A 19,414-nucleotide genomic window follows, 5' to 3' on the forward strand; every position below is an offset into this window, starting at 1 on the left:
GATATACATTGTTAAAAAATAGAAATATAACGACCCTCTATTTAATTCGATACTATATTCTGAATGAAAATTTCTACCTACTTGCTCTCTTTGTCGGAATACATTTTTGAGACCATCGTGGTATTCATTGTTTTCAGAATTGTCATTACCACATTAGGATTAAATTACGTTGGCGTCTGGTCGCTGGCCATGTCACTGATGGCCCTAACCTCCGTAGGAAGTTCCGGATTCGCCAGCAGTGCAGTAAAATTTGTTTCCGAAAATTATTCGAACGGAGACTATCAAAAAACAAGGCAGGTCATTACCACAACCTTCTTTACTGTTCTGGCAATATCAATGCTGATGTCGGGACTTACCTACTGCGCATTTTTATACAAAGGGGAGAAATATCTTAAACCATTCGAACATCGCCTTTTAAACGAAATCATCTTAATCATTTTCAGTTCATTTATTTTAGGCTCGGCGGGAAGGGTTTTCATTTCCTCTCTGGACGGAATGCTGGAAATAAATAAAAGAAGTTTAACCGGCATTATCAGCAAGATCTTCTATTTCGTTTTTTCAATCGGCCTTTTGAAGCAATTCGGGCTGTGGGGTTTAGCAGTTGGTTTGGTTATCAAAGAAGGGATCTCCTTTTCGATTGCTTTCTATTTTGTAACCCGAAAACTAAACTATAATATTTTAAGCCCGGCTTACATCAGCGGATCGGTGTTCAGGGAAATATTCCATTATGGCTATAAATTCCAGCTTAATTCCGTCATTGGAATGCTTACCGATCCCGTTACTAAATTTCTGATCAAAGATTTCGGCGGACTTCATTTGCTTGGGCTTTTTGAGATTATTTACAAATTTTTCTGGCAGGCCCGTATGCTTATCGTGGTGGTCATGAATACTTATCTGCCCACTTTGGCAGGAAAAAGCCAAAAAGGGGGCCTTCAATTCACCCGGTTTTTCAATTTTACCTTCTCATTTTCCTTATTGGCACTCGCGTTGGTGTTTCCGCTGATCCCAATAATCATGCACTTTCTTAAACTGGAAAATACACCTATCGTATATGTAATTTCGCTGGCTTTGCTGTCGTCTCTTTTTGTAAATCTTTTAGGTACAACGGCCTACATTCACAATCTTGCAAACGGCCAGCTTAACAGCATTTTATACGGAACCCTAATTTTTGCTTTTATCAGTATTGGCGCGGGATATGTAGCTGGTAAACTTTTCTATTTCAATGGCTTTCTCGTGATGTGGATACTTGCCCACTTTGCAAGCACATTGTATTTAGTGGTCTTTTATTTAAAAAAGGAAGAAATACCATTTAGTGAAATATTCGATTGGGCCTACCTGCGGATTTCTCTGCTAATCGTAACCGTAGTTGCCATCATTGCGCTATTCTCCTACTATTCCTACGGGACGGTGAATTCTGTGCTACTTGCAGGGATTAATTTATCTTTTCTGGCTTCAACCAGCATACTGCTTTTTAAATTGGAGGTTAGATTCAAATACCCGATTGCATTTGTTCTACAAAAATTCAACTGGCCGTTTTTTGCGAGGAAAAAGAAAATGATTAATTGATATGATGCTATCGTTGTGATGTTGTCCTCTCAAGATAACTTCCAACGATCAGTTCCCAAGACTCTCCCACTCTCCCGGTTCGTCCAAAAAGACATTGTAATCCACAAAACCACGAATGCCGTCGGCCCAACCTTTTTCACTGTGCTGCCAGAAAAGAACCTGCGCGTCCGAGGCTAAATCGTTTAAATCCGTTCGCGAATATCCGGCCAGCCAAAGTGGATAATCATCAAAATTTCCGGCGATATATTTGTTGTAAAAATGTTCGTTAACATAAATAATTGGTTTAACACCATAGTGTTTTTCTATCAGAATCAACCAGTTACGTACACCTTTTACAATGATTTCGTTAGGTTTACGGGCATCCGTTTCAAGATCCAGAACGGGCGGCAAGTCACCCGGTTCAAGCCTGACCTGCCCGATAAAATTAGCAACCTGACGATCCGACATTACCCTTGGATTGTAAAAATGGTAAGCGCCCCTTTTCATTCCTATCCGCTTTGCCTCAGCCCAGTTTCGCTGAAACTGCCTGTCCAGATGCGTAGCTCCCTCGGTAGCTTTTATGTAAACGAAGTCAATCCCAACTTTTTCTGTCCTCGATTTTTTGAGTTTGTCCCAGTTGATTTTTGAATTATGGTGAGAAACATCGATGCCATGGATGGCATACCTGAGTGGCAGTTTTATTCCGGCTTTGCTTACAAACTCCCACTGATTTTCATCCGTGCTGTCCTTCCACCACGAAATGGCGGCAATCAGGATAACTATTCCGGCAATAATAGCCCAACCCTTAGCCGGTAATGGCTTTAAATAATTAGATTTGTCTGTTTTAGAAGTGCCTGATTTCTTTTTCGCCATAGGCTGGCAAAAGTACGAAAAGATGATGACAGGCATATATTTAGTTGCATGAACAACAGATTGTTTTATAATTTGCAAAAAAATAAAACTATGGAACCGGAATTATTAAACGAAGTACCTTCACTGGATCTGGCTGACTTTACGTCGGGAGATTCTGAACAAAAGAACAAATTCGTTGCTGACCTTGGATCAGCTTTTACAAATATTGGTTTTGTTGCAATAAAGAATCATGGACTTAGTGATCAGCTCCGTATCAGTTTATACGAAGCAGTTCAGCGGTTTTTTGAACTTCCTGATGACATAAAAAAGAAATACGAACATCCTGAGCTTTTTGGGCAACGCGGGTACATAGGGAAAGGTAAGGAAACAGCGAAAGGATTTAAAGTTGCGGATTTAAAGGAATTTTACCACGTCGGACAGCCAGAACCGATCGGAACGATGCCGTCCAATGTATTTCCGGAAGAACTTCCCGATTTTACAGAGTTGACTTTGGAAGTCTATAAAACTTTTGAAAATGCAGGCAAGACACTTTTGCGTGCAATTGCAATCTATTTAAATCTGCCGGAAGATTACTTCGAAGACAAAGTTAACAACGGTGACAGTCTGCTTCGTGCATTGCATTACTTCCCAATCTTAAATCCCGAATTGGTACCGGAAGGAGCAGTGAGAGCTGCTGCACACGGAGATATCAACCTTATAACCCTCTTAATGGGCGCGAGTGCAGAAGGTTTGGAAGTGTTACGCAGAGATGGAAAATGGATCGCTATCACAGCTTTGCCGGATCAGATCGTAGTCAATGTGGGCGACATGCTGGACAGACTTACAAATCATAAGCTTAAATCCACAATTCACAGGGTAGTAAATCCGCCACGTGAGAAAATGGGGACATCCAGATATTCGATTCCTTTTTTTATGCACCCCCGGGCAGACATGAATCTGACCTGTCTCGACAGCTGTATTACCGCCGAAAATCCTAAACTTTACGTTGATATGACGGCCGGCGAATTTTTGGATGAACGTTTGAGAGAACTTGGTCTTAAGAAGTAAGTAATTGTTACTTAAACTTCTGTAAGTCCGGCGCATTGCTCGGATATCTATCATGAAATTTCTATCAAATTGACCCACCCAATCCGGCGTTTTCGGTACATCATCTACCTGTTGGATATCCTGCTGCTGTCATGTACAGCTTTCGGAGGTCCGCAGGTGCATTTGATGATGATGATTGAAAGACTGGTGAGAAAAAGAAGATATATTACCGAAGAGGAGCTTCTTGAATTGCAGGCTCTTTGCCAGGTACTACCTGGCCCCAGTTCTACACAAACTGTAACCGCCATAAGTCTGAAAATCGGCGGTCAGCCACTGGCATATTTATCACTTGTGGTTTGGTCGTTACCAGCCATGGTGTTGATGACATTGGCTGCAATTGGGATACATTATCTTGAAAAAAACCAGATTTCTCTGTCCTTTACCCGTTTCGTCGGTCCAATGGCGGTTGCATTTTTGATGTTTGGAGCATATGCGATTGCTAAAAAAGTGATTCATAATGCACAATCCTGGACGTTTCTGATTATTTCAATCATTCTTGCGTACTTGTATCCCTCTCCATATATGACTCCGGTTCTCATCATTTCTGGTGGCGTAGCTGCTTCGCTTAATTTTAAAAAACACGAAAAGATGGAAAAAGGGCCAATAAAAATTACCTGGCGGCCTCTTATTTTCTGGATTTCCGTATTGATTACAGCCGCAATTATTGGGAAAATAACCAATTCACTGCCTGTACGTCTTTTCGAAAACTTTTATCGTAACGGCAGCCTGGTTTTTGGCGGCGGACAGGTTCTCATTCCCATCCTTTACAATGAGTTTGTCGAATTTAAACATTACCTGACCGATCAGGAATTTTTGTCGGGAATGGCATTAACACAAATTGTTCCCGGCCCTGTTTTTTCTATAGCCACTTTTGTCGGAAGCATGTCCATGCAACCGGGAGGTATTACAGGGCAAATTATAGGAGGTTTTGTATCCACTGCGGGCATTTTCCTTCCCGGAACATTCTTTATCTTTTTTGCTTACCCGTTTTGGGATCAGTTAAAAAAATACAGGGGAATCCGTGCTTCGCTGCAAGGCATACATGCGGCCAGCTGCGGGCTCACCATTGCCGCAGCTATATCCATGTTTGAACCCATGACAAGCAACTGGCAATCGCTGCTCACCTTGGCAGGTACGTTGCTCATTCTGAATTTTACCAAATTCCCTTCATATCTCATTATTATAGCTGGTTTAGTGCTCGGTATACTGATCCCCTGAAATTTAGCTATAAAAGAAGCGCTTAAATCCTACAACTTGCCTTTCCGCTTTGTTTAAGTGCTCAGGTTTTCCAAACTTTGAAAAATCGTTTTGCTTTTCCATATCTCATGAAAAAATCCGGTATCCTGTTTTACCTGTTCCTTTCCCTGTGTTTCCAAAATGTTTTGGCACAAATCAGTACACCGCCGGGTTTCCTGAACAAAAACCGTCAATGGGTTGACTCCGTTTTTAAAAGTCTGACACCAGACGAACGTATTGCTCAACTCATCATGGTTGCAGCGGTTTCAGATGTAAAAAGAGCGGTTATAGACCCCAAAACAAGTAATCCTGATTTTGTTGAAAAACTCATACGGGAAAATAAGGTAGGTGGAGTTGTTTTTTTTCAGGGAGGTCCGGTTCCGCAGGCGCGGATAACAAACCGCTTCCAGGCCGCCTCCAAAGTACCGCTTCTGATTGCCATGGATGCTGAATTCGGTCTTGCTATGCGCATTGACAGCACTGTCCGATACCCTTACCAAATGACTCTTGGTGCCATACAGGGAAGCAACGACCTGATTTATGAAATGGGTGCGCAGCTGGCAAAACAGGCCCGCCGTCTTGGTGTACATATTAATTTCGCTCCTGTTGCTGATATCAACAATAATCCAAATAATCCGGTTATCAGCTTCCGGTCTTTTGGTGAGAATAAATACAAGGTTGCTGAAAAGGCGGTTGCTTATATGAGAGGTATGCAGGAAAACGGATTGCTTACAAGTGCCAAACATTTTCCCGGCCATGGGGATACCGGCACCGATTCACACTACGACCTGCCGCTGATTGCACACAACACGGAGCGCATTGATTCTCTTGAATTGTACCCTTTCAGAGCCCTGATCAACAACGGATTAAGTGGCGTTATGATCGCTCATTTGAGTATTCCGGCTCTGGACAAAACACCGAATCTGCCGTCTACCCTGTCTAAACCAATTGTTACGGATCTTTTACGACACAAACTGGGATTTGAAGGTTTGATCTATTCGGATGCCATGAATATGAAGGGTGTTACCAAATATTTCCCAAATGGAAAAGCAGATGCCATGGGACTGGAGGCAGGAATGGATGTACTTGAATTCACCGAAGATGTTTCAAAAACGATTGCAGAAATTAAAAAAAGCATTGCAGAAGGTAGAATATCCCAGGCTGAAATTGACTTCCGCTGTCATAAAGTTCTCGAAGCAAAAGCATGGGTAGGTCTCAATCATTACAAACCGGTTGAAGCAGCGAATCTATATGAAGATCTGAATCCTAAATCTGCTGAATTGGTAAACCGTTTGCTCACTGAAAAAGCACTGACTATTTTAAAAAACGAAAATAACATTTTGCCTCTGCGGGAATTGGATACATTAAAAATCGCCTCCATCTCCCTCGGAGCAGACAGCATCACTACTTTTCAGAAAACGCTGTCGCTTTACACCACCGTTGATCATTTTGTAATACCGGCAAAACCATCTGAAGCACAGCTGACCGAACTTCGCGCCAAACTGAGTTCTTACAATCTTCTGCTGGTAGGTGTTCATTTAAGCAGCATTTCGCCCCGTGGCAATTATGGATTAACAGATGCCATGAACAGCACACTGCAGGAGCTAATTGCTACGAAAAAAGCAGTTGTATCCGTTTTTGGCAACCCTTATGCTTTGAATAAAATACTAAAACCAGAGGCAGCGAAGGCTTTGTTAATGGCTTACCAATTGACACCTTACACGCAGGATCTTTCAGCTCAGCTAATATTTGGGGCAATTCCGGCAGTTGGAAAACTACCGGTGACGGTGAATAGTAACTTTCCGTACAATTCGGGTATCGAGACGCCGGCATTAGGCAGATTAAAATATACCATTCCGGAAGAAATTGGTCTGGACTCAAGGCTGATCACATTCAAAATTGACTCAATTGCCAACATGGCGGTTAACCAAAAGGCGACGCCGGGCTGTGTGGTACAACTGGCAAAAGATGGTAAAGTGTTTTTCAGAAAAGCTTATGGCAAACATACTTACGAAGGATCGAAACCGGTTAAACTAACGGATCTTTATGATCTTGCATCGGTAACCAAAATCACTGCTTCAACACTAGCCCTGATGAGTCTGTGGGATGCAAAGAAATTTGATCTGGATGCAACAATGAAGGATTACCTGCCTGATTTTGAAAAATCAAATAAAGCTGATCTGCCATGGCGACGGGTTCTTACTCACAGCGCCAGATTAAAATCCTTTATTGTTTTATGGAAAGAAGCGCAGAATGCCGACGGTACATTTAAGAAAAAGACTTTCAGTACAACCAAATCGAAAAAATACCCAACTTCCGTGGTAGGCGACAGTTTATTCATTTATAAAAATTATGATAAAACAATTTTCAAATCGATACGCGACTCTCCTCTGAATGAAAAAGAAGGTTATGTTTACAGCGACCTTTCCTTCATTTTGTATCCGCAAATTGTTCAGCGCCTTTCCGGTGAAAACTTTGAAGATTACCTCAAAAATCATTACTACCATAAACTGGGAGCCAATACCCTAACTTTTAATCCGAAAAGATTTTATGGCCTTGACGAAATTGTACCAACAGAGCGGGATACATTTTTCCGGATGACGCAGCTGCACGGACAGGTTCACGACGAGGCAGCTGCGATGCTTGGCGGGCTGAGCGGACATGCGGGATTGTTTGGTGATGCCAATGACGTAATGAAAGTCTGGCAAATGTATTTACAGCAAGGTTATTACGGCGGGCAGCAGTTGCTAAGCAAAGATGCTCTTTTTGAATTCACCCGGTATCAATATCCTGAAATGGGAAGTCGGCGCGGAATTGGCTTTGACAAACCCTCGTTCAAATACACAGGAAATGCCCCTCGCTACGCAAGCCCGTCGAGTTTTGGACATACAGGTTATACCGGAATTATGACCTGGGCAGATCCTGCCTGGAAACTGAATTACGTGTTTTTATCCAACCGGGTTTATCCGACAAGGGAAAATAATAAGATTTCACAGCTTAATATCCGGACTGCAATTATGGATGTGGTTTATGAAGCCTTGCTAAAATAGCACGCCGCTGATCCGTTTACTTTTTTGCCAAAAATACGTTTGATTCCGTTTATCCAATTTTATGAAGTTTCTGATTTTTGTATTCGTTGCCGTTTTTTCACTGAATTCGTTTTCTCAGAACATTAATCCTTCCACGGAAAATATTGCCAGACATATTAAATCCCTGGCCTCAGATAAAATGAAAGGGCGGGGTACCGGAACTAAGGAAAATGACAAGACTGCAAAATATGTTGTAAAGCAGTTTAAAAAATATAAACTTGCTCCAAAAGGTACGGATGGATTCTATCAGCCCTTTACAGCCAAAATTCGCAGGGTTGTTGTACCGGATAGTTTAAGACAAACCAATAATGTAATCGGGTTTCTTGATAACGGAGTGGAATACACAATCGTAATCGGGGCACATTTTGACCATTTGGGAACAGGTCGTCAGGGAAGTTCAAAAGCAGAGAAACCGGAAGGTCAGATTCATAACGGAGCCGACGACAATGCATCGGGTGTTGCCGGATTGCTGGAACTGGCAAGATATTTCTCAGGGAACAGCATCAGGGAATCTTATAATTTTCTGTTCATAGCTTTTGGGGCAGAAGAATTGGGGCTTCTTGGTTCACGCCATTTTGTAAATAACCCCACCCTGCCGCTCAGTAAAATTAACTTCATGGCCAATATGGATATGATCGGGCGTCTGGATCCAAATCGGGGTGTGGGAATTGGCGGTTATGGAACCAGTGCTGAATGGCCGGCAATTTTTAAGAATATTAAAACGGACACCAAGTTTTTTACCGACAATGCAGGAAGCGGTGGTTCGGACCACGGATCGTTTTATGCAAAACAGATTCCTGTACTTTTTTTCCATACCGGCGGGCATGACGATTACCATAAACCAACCGACGATTTTGAAAAAATAAACCTAAATGGTGAAGCAGGTATCCTGGGAATTGAAATACAGCTGATAGAAAATGCGTTAAAACTTGAAAAGTTAAAGTTTACCGAAGTGAAATAAACACGCGGCAAAATTTCATCTCTACCGGAAATGATGTAAATAGCGTCGACTAGTTGATCAGAACCTTAAAATTTCAGTCGTTTGTACGGATTCATTGCCCCGGCCACTATCTACGGTCAATCATATACATCACCGGAAGATCTTTACGGAACTCTGTTTCAGGATGTTCAGAATGCACATGTTTTTAAAGATTCTAAAACCTTTGCCGACTGTATACCTCTTGAAGACCCGGTTTTAATTATAGAAAAGTATTATCAGCAAAAAAGCAACCCTGATTTTGACATTGCCGAATTCGTTTTAGCTCATTTCAGGCCAGCTTCTGAGATCAAATCAGATTTCGTTGCGGATCCTGATTCCTCCACCGAACAATACATCCAAAGTTTATGGAAGGTATTGACGCGCCATCCGGAAAATCAGGAACGGGGAGGATCGCTTATACCTTTACCACATGCGTATGTTGTGCCTGGTGGGCGCTTTCGGGAAATATATTACTGGGACAGTTATTTTACAATGCTCGGTCTGAAAGAATCGGGAAGGACGGATCTGATCGAAAGCATGATCAATAATTTTGCTTACCTGATCGATAAATTCGGCTATATCCCAACGGCCAACCGGACTTATTACCTCAGTCGTTCACAGCCTCCTTTTTTCTCGCTTATGGTCAATCTTTACAGCGAAATGGAAGGCAAAAAGGTTTTGAAAAAATATCTGCAGCGTCTTCGGAAAGAGTATGATTACTGGATGGACGGATCAGATTTAGAAGTTGAACCGTTTACCGCACACCGCCGGGTCGTTCACTTGCCCGACGGAGCTTTACTGAATCGTTACTGGGACGACAAATCAACGCCAAGGCCCGAATCTTACGGAGAAGATATAGAAATCGGTGATGAGGCAGAGGAAAAATACCGGTCCAATAAAGATGAAGTTTATCGCCATTTGCGGGCTGCTGCGGAGTCCGGCTGGGATTTCAGCAGCAGGTGGTTTAGAGATGAAAACGATTTTGCATCGATTCATACTACCGACATCCTTCCGATAGATTTAAACTGCCTGATGTACAATCTGGAAAAAACGCTGGGAGAAGCTTATCTTCTAAACGACCAGTACGATTTACATCACGAGTTCGTCCACAAGTCACAATTACGTGCAAAGGCGATTCAGGATTATTTTTGGGATGATCTTCGGAATTATTACATGGACTTTGATTTTAAAAAGAAGCGAAATACCAATGCCATAACGCTTGCAGGAACATTTCCTTTATATTTTAAACTTGCAACAAAGCAGCAGTCCCATTACATCAGATCATACATCAGGCTAAATTTTATGCGTTCCGGAGGCCTACTGACAACCTTGGTAAAGTCTGGTCAGCAATGGGACGCACCAAATGGCTGGGCACCATTGCAGTGGATTACTTACAAAGGATTACGTAACTATAATTTCCATCGTACCGCAAATGAATTGAGCGTAGAATGGCTTTCTTTGATCGAAAAAGAATTTAAACATTCTGGAAAGATGCTTGAAAAATACAACGTCTCGGACACCAATCTGATTGCCGGCGGAGGTGAATACGAAATTCAGGAAGGATTTGGATGGACCAACGGAGTGTATCTTCGAATGAAAAATAAAAAAAGATAATTACGGGCTTCACTCTAATGTGATTTTTATCTCATTCTAATAATTATCTTGAAATTTCCGATGCAAATCTTCGTTGAATAGAAGATTTTTTTAATACCTTGGTAAACCATAACCACCATTTGCGACGCCACATGAAACTTCCTATATATCAAGTTGACGCTTTCACTGATCGTCTGTTTTGCGGAAATCCTGCCGCTGTAATTCCACTGAATGAATGGCTTGCGGATGATACAATGCTTAAAATCGCAGCGGAAAATAACCTTGCTGAAACCGCATTTTATATTCACACAGAGAATGGTTTTCATATTCGCTGGTTTACACCCACAACGGAGGTAGATCTTTGCGGACATGCTACTTTGGCTGCTGCTTATGTGATATTCAATCTGCAAAATTTCGAAGGAGAAACGGTGCGTTTTGATTCAAAAAGCGGCGAACTGGCAGTTACTTTGAGCGAAGACTGGCTGACAATGGACTTCCCGGCAGATCATTATCAGGTTGCCGTCCCGCCTCCTGCTTTGGTAGAAAGCCTGAGTTCTATCACAATGGCAGAGGTTTACAAGGGCAAAACGGATTATTTGGTTGTTCTTGATTCTGAGGAGGAGGTTAAAAATCTTGAATTTGATATCATCGTGCTTTCTACAATTCCTGCCCGTGGAATCATCGTTACAGCTTCCGGAAATGATGTCGACTTTGTATCCCGCTTTTTTGCACCGCAATCGGGTATAGACGAAGATCCGGTAACAGGATCCGCGCATACCACGCTCATACCGTATTGGGCAGAAAAGCTATCTAAAAAAACAATGACAGCTAAACAACTTTCCAAACGTGGCGGATACTTACGATGTGAACTAGATGGTGACCGTGTAAAGATAGGCGGACAGGCTAAGCTGTACCTGAGAGGAGAAATAGAAACAGAATAATAAGTAACAGGTCGTTCTGTTTAGTACTAAAACGGGACGACCTAATTTTTTGAAAGCTTCTTTCTTTGTCCGGCATACAGGCCGGCAATGACAAGGATTGTCCCTGTGATGGTATAAGTTGTTATCGGTTCGTCCATCAGCCACCAGGCGAAAAAGAAACCAAAAAGCGGACATAGAAATAACCAGAGTGAAGCTTTCACGGTGTCAATCCTTAAAAGATAAAACCAGCAGATCAAACCGATTATCGAAACTGCTAAACTGAGCCAAAGTACCGAAGCCCAAAATTGTGCGTTCCAATGCATGGTTGCCGTGTCTCCAAAAAGCAAAGTAACCGGCAACAAAAATATTCCTCCAAGTAAAACCTGCCAGCCGTTTATCAAAAGATTCGGCAATTTCCATTGAACTGTTGCGTAATAGACACTTGCTGCCGAAACAGCCAGCATACTTATTAATAACAGAATAATTCCTCCTGTTGTCGTTGCGCTGTTCTCCAGAAGAGGAAAGGTAGCAACACCGATGCCTGCCATTCCTAAAAATATTCCAAGCCATTCTTCGATGCCCGGTTTACGTTTAAGCCACCAGGACGAAAGCAAAACGATGATCAGCGGGTTGGTCGAAACTGCAAGACTGCCTATACCGGCTGTAGTAAATTTAATCGCATACACGTAGAGCCCCAGGTAAAGCGTTGTATTGAGCAGACCGAACAAGCTAAGCTGGAGTAATTCTTTTTTGTCGGGTAATCGGAAGGATGCATCTTTGACAAAACCATACGAAAAGCCCAATAACAGGATTCCCGCTATAAAAAAACGAACATTGGCCAAAACTAAAGGCGCTGCCGATTGTACACCAAACTTGGTTGCCACGGAAGCCGAAGCCCACAGAATGGAAAAAAGAAGACCGATACCAATATTTTTCACGCGTAAAAGTAATTATTCCGCAAAAATACGGGAAGCATTTCGGCTTCAGCCCGCAGTTTTTATATTTTTGAAGATGATTTGTAAAAAAAGTTTGAAGTGGGTTTCTGCATTTGTTCTAATCTGCATTTGTTTTCCTTCCTACTCACAAAACCAGTGGACCTATGACTTTAACAACGGTCTTAATGCTATCGAAAGCGGAGGCCCTGCTTTAAAAGTACTTGGAGTTCCCGGTAAGTATGTAAAAGAACCGATTCCCGATGTAAAAGATCTTTTCCGGACAACATATCGATTCGAAAAAAACAGCGGACTTCAGTTTAACAATGCCGAAACAGAAGGTTTTCTGAATAAATCTTTCACCGTCGAAGTTTATTTCAAACTGGATACACTCGGAAGCTGGAAAAGGGTTCTGGACTTTAAGAACCGAAAAAGTGACTATGGAAGTTATATCTACGACGGGAAACTCAATTTTTATGACTTTGCAATCAGTGAGAAAGCACCGGTAAGGGCAAAACAATATATCCACTATGTGTATTCGAGAGATTTTGAAACGAAAACCATTAAAATGTACATCAATGGACTGGCAAAATTAGAATTTAAAGATCCGGGTACAGAAGGCGTTCTGGATCAGGACCAGGTCCTCAATTTTTTCCAGGACGACCTGATTGCTAACCATGAGTCAAGCTCCGGTTCTGTGGCACTGATCCGTGTTTATGACCGTGTGATGACGCCTGTTTTCGTTCGCAGGAGTTATCAGACAATCAGTAAAGTAAAACAGCCGGAAATTGTAGCAGAGAAAAAGGTAGAGGTAGAAGTAAAACCCGCTGTAACTGCCGAACCTGTTAAAGATGCAAACCTTGTAACCGTAAGCGGTAAAGTTTTTGACGGAAGAAATTTGCAAGCCGTTGAAAATGTGGATGTTTCGGTACGAGACAGCAAAGACGATGCTTTGGTGGCGCAGACAAAAACAGTAAACGGAACTTACCAGGTACAACTTCGCCCCTATGAGTCTTACAAGATTTCTGTTGATGCTCCCGGATTTCAAACCAAAAGTGTTTCCGTAAAAACCAACAATAAATCAGAGGAAGTCAAATCCCTTATCAGCCTTGCTGCGGAACGTTACGACCGGCCATTTGCCACGATCCTGTTTACGCAAAGTCTGGAAGTTTTGGAAAGCGAAGCGAAAACGAGTCTTGATTCGATGGCTTCCTTTTTTCAAAGAAGAACCGATCTCAAACTGATGCTAAAAGGACATACTGACAACATTGGAGATTTTGATAAAAATATTGAGCTTTCCCGTCAGCGTGTTGAAACGGTACGCAACTACCTGAACAGCAAAGGAATTCCAAATGATCGTATCGAAGGTGTAGGATATGGACCTACGCGTCCAAGTTACAAAAACCAGAGTGAGGAGCAAAAACGGCTTAACAGAAGAGTAGAAGTCTGGGCAGAGCCAATAAAAAGATAAAGCCATCTCATTGAGACGGCTTTATACTGACTATTCCTAAACCCTTAACCTTTTCTTATCTTGAATATCTTGATAAGCAGTTGAGACAATAAGGCTCTTTTACAAGCGTAAGTTCCAACTTCTCTATTGAAATTATTTCTATTTTAAATTTTAAACCTGTCAGCAACTTCACTTTGGAGGAAATCATTTCCCTCGATAAGCGCTTTACGGTTATTTCCTACTGAATACTTTTGATATTATGCCAAATCAACTCTAAAATCCCGGCGGTCAAATTTATTCTTTCGATAATCTCAGACGTGGTAATGATTTATAAAGTCACCGGCTTGTCAATAATACTGCAATTCTTTCTGAACATTTAGAACTGAATTTTTCATCAATATACGTGTTCAATATAGCTTCAGATTGAATACAAAATCCTTTATTCAGGACTGTTTTGTTTCCGGGTAAATATTTATCTACCTATCTGAAAGTCAAACTTATAAATCTAATATCTAAACAAACAAATATATAAATCTACTTCCAACAATTTTTCATGGATTTATTCAATTCTCCATTCCAGAATCTATGATACAAATATCCGAATAAATATTATAATTACAAATTGACCTTAAAACAACAAACAGAATAATATTTCGGATAAAAGCACTATTTTTCGGCATTGATTATAATTAAATCGAATTAATTACCGCTTTAACGGCATTTTATATCGGATATAGATCAAAAAACGAAATGTTATAGAATCTTGAAATATTTATAAATTCTTTAAAAAATACAATCATTGATTATAATTATTCATTGTAGATTGTACTCCCAAAGTGCAAAAGGAAACAACCATCTCCCCTGCCCTGTCCAGAAATATTGGCAACTCAATCATTTCTTCCTTTGAAAAGGGTTTCAAAACATAATCAATCTGCCTGCCTCTCGGGAAATTATTTCCGATCCCAAACCTGAGTCTGGCATAATCAGAATTCCCCAAAATTTCCTCAATATGTTTAAGTCCGTTATGTCCTCCGTGGCTCCCTTTTGGTTTCAAGCGGAGGGTTCCAAACTCCAGTTGAAGTTCATCCACAACAACTAACAGGTTTTCAGGACTGATCTTGTATTGATCCATGTAATAGCGGATGGCTTTTCCGCTCAGGTTCATAAACGTAGTGGGTTTGATAAAATAAAATTGGCGCCCTTTATATTTCCATTCAGCAACAAAGGCAAGTTTTTCAAAAGAAAAGGAAAAGCCATGCTCTGCCGCAAGCCTGTCCAGGACCATAAATCCGGCATTATGTCTCGTAAAAGCATATTCAGGACCAATATTTCCAAGGCCCGCAATGAGGTATTTCATTGAACAATTTTAAATAATGGTATGATAGAATACGCATGTTGTAACGTATTCAGAAACAGTTTAACAAATCTATTACCTCAAAAAGTTTTAGATTTCATATTTGAGAGGTTAATTTAGGCTAAAATTCAGGCAAATCACATGATGCCCCAAAAACGATTAATATTAAGCAGCCCATTATTAGAGATCATGACCAGCCGGTTGTGCCAGCAACTCATTGAAAATCAACAGGATTTCTCCAATTCTGTTGTAATGGGTCTGCAGCCCAGAGGAATTCATTTTGCGGAACGGGTTATTTCCGAACTTCGCCAAATCACTGGAAAAGATATTCCTATTGGTCATCTCGACGCTACTTTTTATCGTGACGATTTTCGGAGACGTGATTCTCCCTTATTGCCAAATAAAACCAATGTTCCTTTTCTCATTGAGGGTAAACGGGTTATTTTAATCGACGATGTGCTGGCCAGTGGACGTATGGTACGCGCTGCACTCGATGCTATGACCGCCTTCGGCCGTCCCAAGATGGTAGAATTAATGGTCCTGATTGACCGTCGCTACAACCGGGAATTACCCATTGAACCTGATTATGTAGGGATGAAGGTAAGTACACTGGAAAGCCAGCGCGTACAGGTAGAGTGGAAAGAACAAGGCTTTGAAGCCGATCACATCTGGATGGTGGATTAGAGGAATTATAAATGAAGAGTTAGAATTAAGAATTAGCTTAACTTTTCATTCTTCATTCTTCATTCTCAACTCTCAACTACTCCCTCGGCCTGGCAGCCTCTTCAGTGTCATTTGCTTTTCCTATGTCGGTGGTTTTGTAGTTCAGTTTGTTGATATAAAATACTTCTCTTCCCTGACCGACGGACGAGCTACCTATCCTTTGCATCCCGTAAGCCAGAAAATACTGTCCATACCATGGAGACAAATAGCCGTCTTCATTGTTCAGCACTTTCTCGCCCTCTGTTTTTGGAGCGATTTTGAATTTTTCACCTTCGACGACAACCTTATCCCGGCTGATTACCTCCGTGTGAATTTCTCCCTCCTGTGGATAAGCAAGAACAAAATAATCATCCACACGCGTAACCTGGACCATTTCCTGAAGATCAAAGCTGGTCAGGTCTTTGATCGGAATGCAGTTGTCCCATTTAAACTTTCCGTTGCGGTCGAACCCACATACGATTGCATGCGTGTACTTGTAACCTTCCAACGCGCGGGAGATATACGGCCGCGAACCAACTCCCGAGATTACAGGCGTAGAAGTTTTCTGGTTGGGATAGTAAACCTCCGCTACCAAAACAATTTCATTTTCCGTCTGGATAAGCTCATGAATCAGTAGACGATACCGGAACCGGTTTTCCTTACCCATGCTTTTTCGCTTACCAATTCGCTCCATCATACGCTGACGGCGCTTTGGCTTCATAAAATTGAAGAAGTTCTGTAGTTCGGAAAATTCTATAAACTCCGGTTTATCCGGTTCATTGTCTGTAATGTGTGTCACATACAGTCCCTGCGAATATTGCGTACAGCCAACCGAATAATTCCCGATCAGATAGGAATCGTCCGGATTCAGCGGAACAATTTGCCCTGAAATGATACTATTCCTGGGATCACTCAACGAAGTCTTTTTGAGCAATTTACCTTCGTAATTGTAAGTTTTAATTTCAAAAATGCAGTTTTTTTTACGAAAGGCGTAAGTAATGACGTTGATGTAGCCATCCTGTTCATTGATATCAACATTATTCAGCTCTGTATTTTTTTCATAGAGCCCGGGAAGAACTCTTGTTGTTTGATCAAAAAAAGAATGAACCAGCACAACAGGTCTTGAATGATAGTAACCGGATATCAGAGCTTTACTTCCGATCACTTTAAACTGCTGAACGTCAACGCCCGCCAGCAAATTACCTTTGTGAATATCGATGGTTCCATCACTATAATTTAACTGCAAGAACAGAAAATGATCTGTATCAGGCTCAGCAAAAAGCCAGTATCCAAAATGTTCTGCCTGATAAGCCATCACAGGAATGTATCTGAAATCAAGTTTATAGGCATTTCTCCAGACTGCTTTCAAAGTTGAATCATACTTGGCGAACTGCCATTGTTCATTTCTGTTGGAAAACTGGTCTCCGCGGATCACCGTCAGCACACCGCTTTCTCCCAAACTAAAGACTTCAAACTGCTCGGTAGAAAAAGCACTTGCGGGTATTTCGAGCCTGTCAGATTGCTCCAGCTGGGCAAACACGCTGCCTGGCAAAATCAGCAACAGCAGAATGGCGTAAATATGAAAAGATAAATATTTGTTCATTAGTATTAATTTTTATTGGAAGCTATGGAAAGCTGGCAGAAAAGTCCGATCTTCTTCTATTCACATCACATAATCTGTCAGATTCTATAACTTCTTTTGTCGGGGTGTAAGTCAGTTCAATATTTACTCTAATTTTGCATCAAAAAGGATAAGATTCATATTAATGTGAAGAATATTTTTATTCGAATAAAAAATTAGAGAAATCTATCCTTCATTTTCAAAAATAAGCACTTGCTGTTAATTTAAAATAATTTTCATGACGATTGAAGCAATTCTAAAAGAGGACATAAAAAAAGCAATCCAAAAAAATTTCGATGTAGCTGCAGATGATATCATTTTGCAGCCTACCAAAAAGGAATTTGAAGGATTTTATACTTTCGTTACCTTTTCTCTAAGCAAAGCTGCCAGGCGCGCTCCGGCGGAAATCGGTCAGATGATCGGTGCAGACCTTGAAGCAAATTCGTCGGTAGTATCGCATTTTAATGTTGTACAGGGATTTTTAAACCTTAGTCTAAAGGATACCACGTGGCTTGAATTATTTGACGATATTCAAACCAATCCTGCTTTTGGAACATTTCCTGAAAACGGACAGTCGGTAATGATCGAATTTTCATCGCCGAACACCAATAAACCTTTACATCTTGGCCACCTTAGAAATGATTTTTTGGGTGAATCGTTGGCAAAAATCCTTAAAGCAAGTGGATTTGACGTTGTAAAAACCTGTCTTGTCAACGACCGGGGAATTCACATCTGTAAATCCATGCTGGCTTATAAGGAACTTGGAAACAGCGAAACGCCAGCTTCATCGGGACTGAAAGGTGATCATCTCGCCGGGAAATACTATGTGCTTTTTGATAAAGAATATAAACAACAGATCGCGCAGTTGATTTCGGACGGAATGACAGAAGATCTTGCCAAGAAAAACGCCCCATGGATGCTTGCAGCACAGAAACTTCTTCTTCTTTGGGAAAATAACGACGCCGATACCGTAGCATTATGGAAAAAAATGAATGGCTGGGTGTACGAAGGTTTTAGCCAGACTTATAATAAAATCGGCGTTTCTTTTGATAAAACGTATTATGAATCTGAAACCTATCTTTTAGGTAAAAATATAATTGAAGAAGGCCTGCAAAGAGGCGTTTTCTTCCGTAAAAAGGATAATTCGGTTTGGATTGATCTCACAGCAGAAGGACTGGATGAAAAACTTGTACTTCGTGGCGATGGAACTTCGGTTTATATTACCCAGGATCTTGGAACTACAGAATTAAAATTCAGTGATTACCACAGCAACCGTTATTTATGGGTTGTTGGCAATGAGCAGGATTATCATTTCAAGGTTTTGTTTGCAATCCTGAAAAGGCTTGGCCGTCCTTATGCGGAAGAATGTTATCACATCAGCTACGGTATGGTAGATTTACCTTCCGGAAAAATGAAATCACGTGAAGGGACTGTTGTGGATGCAGATGAACTGGTTGATCAAATGGTTCAAACCGCCGCAGACCGCACACAGGAACTTGGTAAAATCGATGATTTTGAAAGTACAGAAGCCATCAAACTGTACGATCAGCTGGCATTGGGTGCTTTAAAATATTTTCTTTTAAAAGTGGATCCGAAGAAAAGGATGCTTTTCAACCCCGAAGAATCTATTGATTTTCAGGGACATACAGGCCCTTTCGTACAATACACCTATGCCCGTATCCGTTCAATCATCCGTAAAGCGGAACAGGCTGGTTTATCGGCAGAGCTGCCCTCCCCTGCATATAAGCTGCATCAGGCAGAACGGGAATTGATATTCTCATTATCGCTTTACCCGTCAAAGGTTTTATCCGCCGCCAACGAGTTTGCTCCGTCGCTTATTTCACTTTATGTTTTTGAGCTTGCGAAGGTTTATAACCAGTTTTACGCCGAAGTTTCGATCTTTGCAGATCCAAATCCGGAAGCAGTAAAATTCAGGATTGCGTTATCAAAAATTGTTTCTGAAACGATTCACAAAGCTTTGGAGTTATTGGGAATAGATGTTCCCGAAAGAATGTAAAATTGAGTTCAGTCGAT

Annotated in this window: 14 protein-coding genes; 10 read left to right on the forward strand and 4 right to left on the reverse strand. The window is 41.3% G+C overall.

The window, feature by feature from the left end; translation table 11 throughout:
- The first annotated feature begins 63 nt into the window (after positions 1–63).
- Positions 64–1,566 carry an MATE family efflux transporter gene (locus E0F88_RS02560; RefSeq protein ID WP_131956344.1) on the forward strand — a complete coding sequence of 501 codons (1,503 nt, stop codon included), beginning with the start codon at positions 64–66 and terminating at the stop codon, positions 1,564–1,566.
- A 48-nt stretch (positions 1,567–1,614) separates the two neighbouring features.
- Here E0F88_RS02560 and E0F88_RS02565 read toward each other — a convergent pair whose 3' ends face one another.
- Positions 1,615–2,454: a glycoside hydrolase family 25 protein gene (locus tag E0F88_RS02565; protein ID WP_229213653.1), complete on the reverse strand. Its 840-nt coding sequence runs from the start codon at positions 2,452–2,454 to the stop codon at positions 1,615–1,617.
- A 54-nt stretch (positions 2,455–2,508) separates the two neighbouring features.
- Here E0F88_RS02565 and E0F88_RS02570 point away from each other — a divergent pair, with 54 nt between their 5' ends.
- The 6 genes from E0F88_RS02570 (at position 2,509) to E0F88_RS02595 (ending at position 11,342) form a co-directional block, all read left to right on the forward strand.
- A complete protein-coding gene (locus E0F88_RS02570) occupies positions 2,509–3,465 on the forward strand; it encodes an isopenicillin N synthase family dioxygenase (RefSeq protein WP_131956347.1) in 957 nt (318 codons plus the stop codon).
- 69 nt (positions 3,466–3,534) lie between these two features.
- On the forward strand, positions 3,535–4,722 hold the full coding sequence (gene chrA, locus E0F88_RS02575; protein WP_131956349.1) for a chromate efflux transporter: 1,188 nt from the start codon (positions 3,535–3,537) through the stop codon (positions 4,720–4,722).
- 107 nt (positions 4,723–4,829) lie between these two features.
- On the forward strand, positions 4,830–7,790 hold the full coding sequence (locus E0F88_RS02580; RefSeq protein WP_131956807.1) for a serine hydrolase domain-containing protein: 2,961 nt from the start codon (positions 4,830–4,832) through the stop codon (positions 7,788–7,790).
- Between the two features lie 61 nt (positions 7,791–7,851).
- Entirely contained in the window at positions 7,852–8,790 is a 939-nt protein-coding gene (locus tag E0F88_RS02585) for a M20/M25/M40 family metallo-hydrolase (RefSeq protein ID WP_131956351.1), read from the forward strand.
- An 81-nt stretch (positions 8,791–8,871) separates the two neighbouring features.
- The gene (gene treF / locus E0F88_RS02590; RefSeq protein WP_131956353.1) at positions 8,872–10,422 is read left to right on the forward strand and encodes an alpha,alpha-trehalase TreF; all 1,551 of its coding nucleotides are present in this window, start codon (positions 8,872–8,874) and stop codon (positions 10,420–10,422) included.
- Positions 10,423–10,553: 131 nt separating this feature from the next.
- Entirely contained in the window at positions 10,554–11,342 is a 789-nt protein-coding gene (locus E0F88_RS02595) for a PhzF family protein (RefSeq protein ID WP_131956355.1), read from the forward strand.
- 41 nt (positions 11,343–11,383) lie between these two features.
- On the opposite strand, the gene E0F88_RS02600 is transcribed toward E0F88_RS02595, so the two are convergent.
- The gene (locus tag E0F88_RS02600) at positions 11,384–12,259 is read right to left on the reverse strand and encodes a DMT family transporter (protein ID WP_131956357.1); all 876 of its coding nucleotides are present in this window, start codon (positions 12,257–12,259) and stop codon (positions 11,384–11,386) included.
- Positions 12,260–12,332: 73 nt separating this feature from the next.
- Here E0F88_RS02600 and E0F88_RS02605 point away from each other — a divergent pair, with 73 nt between their 5' ends.
- Positions 12,333–13,724, forward strand: coding sequence for an OmpA family protein (locus E0F88_RS02605; protein WP_131956359.1), 1,392 nt, complete (start codon positions 12,333–12,335; stop codon positions 13,722–13,724).
- A gap of 775 nt (positions 13,725–14,499) precedes the next feature.
- Here E0F88_RS02605 and pth read toward each other — a convergent pair.
- On the reverse strand, positions 14,500–15,060 hold the full coding sequence (gene pth / locus E0F88_RS02610; RefSeq protein ID WP_131956361.1) for an aminoacyl-tRNA hydrolase: 561 nt from the start codon (positions 15,058–15,060) through the stop codon (positions 14,500–14,502).
- Positions 15,061–15,201: 141 nt separating this feature from the next.
- On the opposite strand from pth, the gene pyrR reads away from it, so the two are divergent.
- On the forward strand, positions 15,202–15,741 hold the full coding sequence (gene pyrR, locus E0F88_RS02615) for a bifunctional pyr operon transcriptional regulator/uracil phosphoribosyltransferase PyrR (RefSeq protein WP_131956808.1): 540 nt from the start codon (positions 15,202–15,204) through the stop codon (positions 15,739–15,741).
- A 76-nt stretch (positions 15,742–15,817) separates the two neighbouring features.
- On the opposite strand, the gene E0F88_RS02620 is transcribed toward pyrR, so the two are convergent.
- Positions 15,818–17,362, reverse strand: coding sequence for a hypothetical protein (locus E0F88_RS02620; RefSeq protein ID WP_229213654.1), 1,545 nt, complete (start codon positions 17,360–17,362; stop codon positions 15,818–15,820).
- A 256-nt stretch (positions 17,363–17,618) separates the two neighbouring features.
- Between E0F88_RS02620 and argS the strand changes: the two genes are divergently transcribed.
- On the forward strand, positions 17,619–19,397 hold the full coding sequence (gene argS / locus E0F88_RS02625; protein ID WP_131956363.1) for an arginine--tRNA ligase: 1,779 nt from the start codon (positions 17,619–17,621) through the stop codon (positions 19,395–19,397).
- Positions 19,398–19,414: the final 17 nt, after the last annotated feature.

This window comes from Dyadobacter psychrotolerans (genome assembly GCF_004349265.1).
GTDB classification, from domain to species: Bacteria; Bacteroidota; Bacteroidia; order Cytophagales; family Spirosomataceae; genus Dyadobacter; species Dyadobacter psychrotolerans.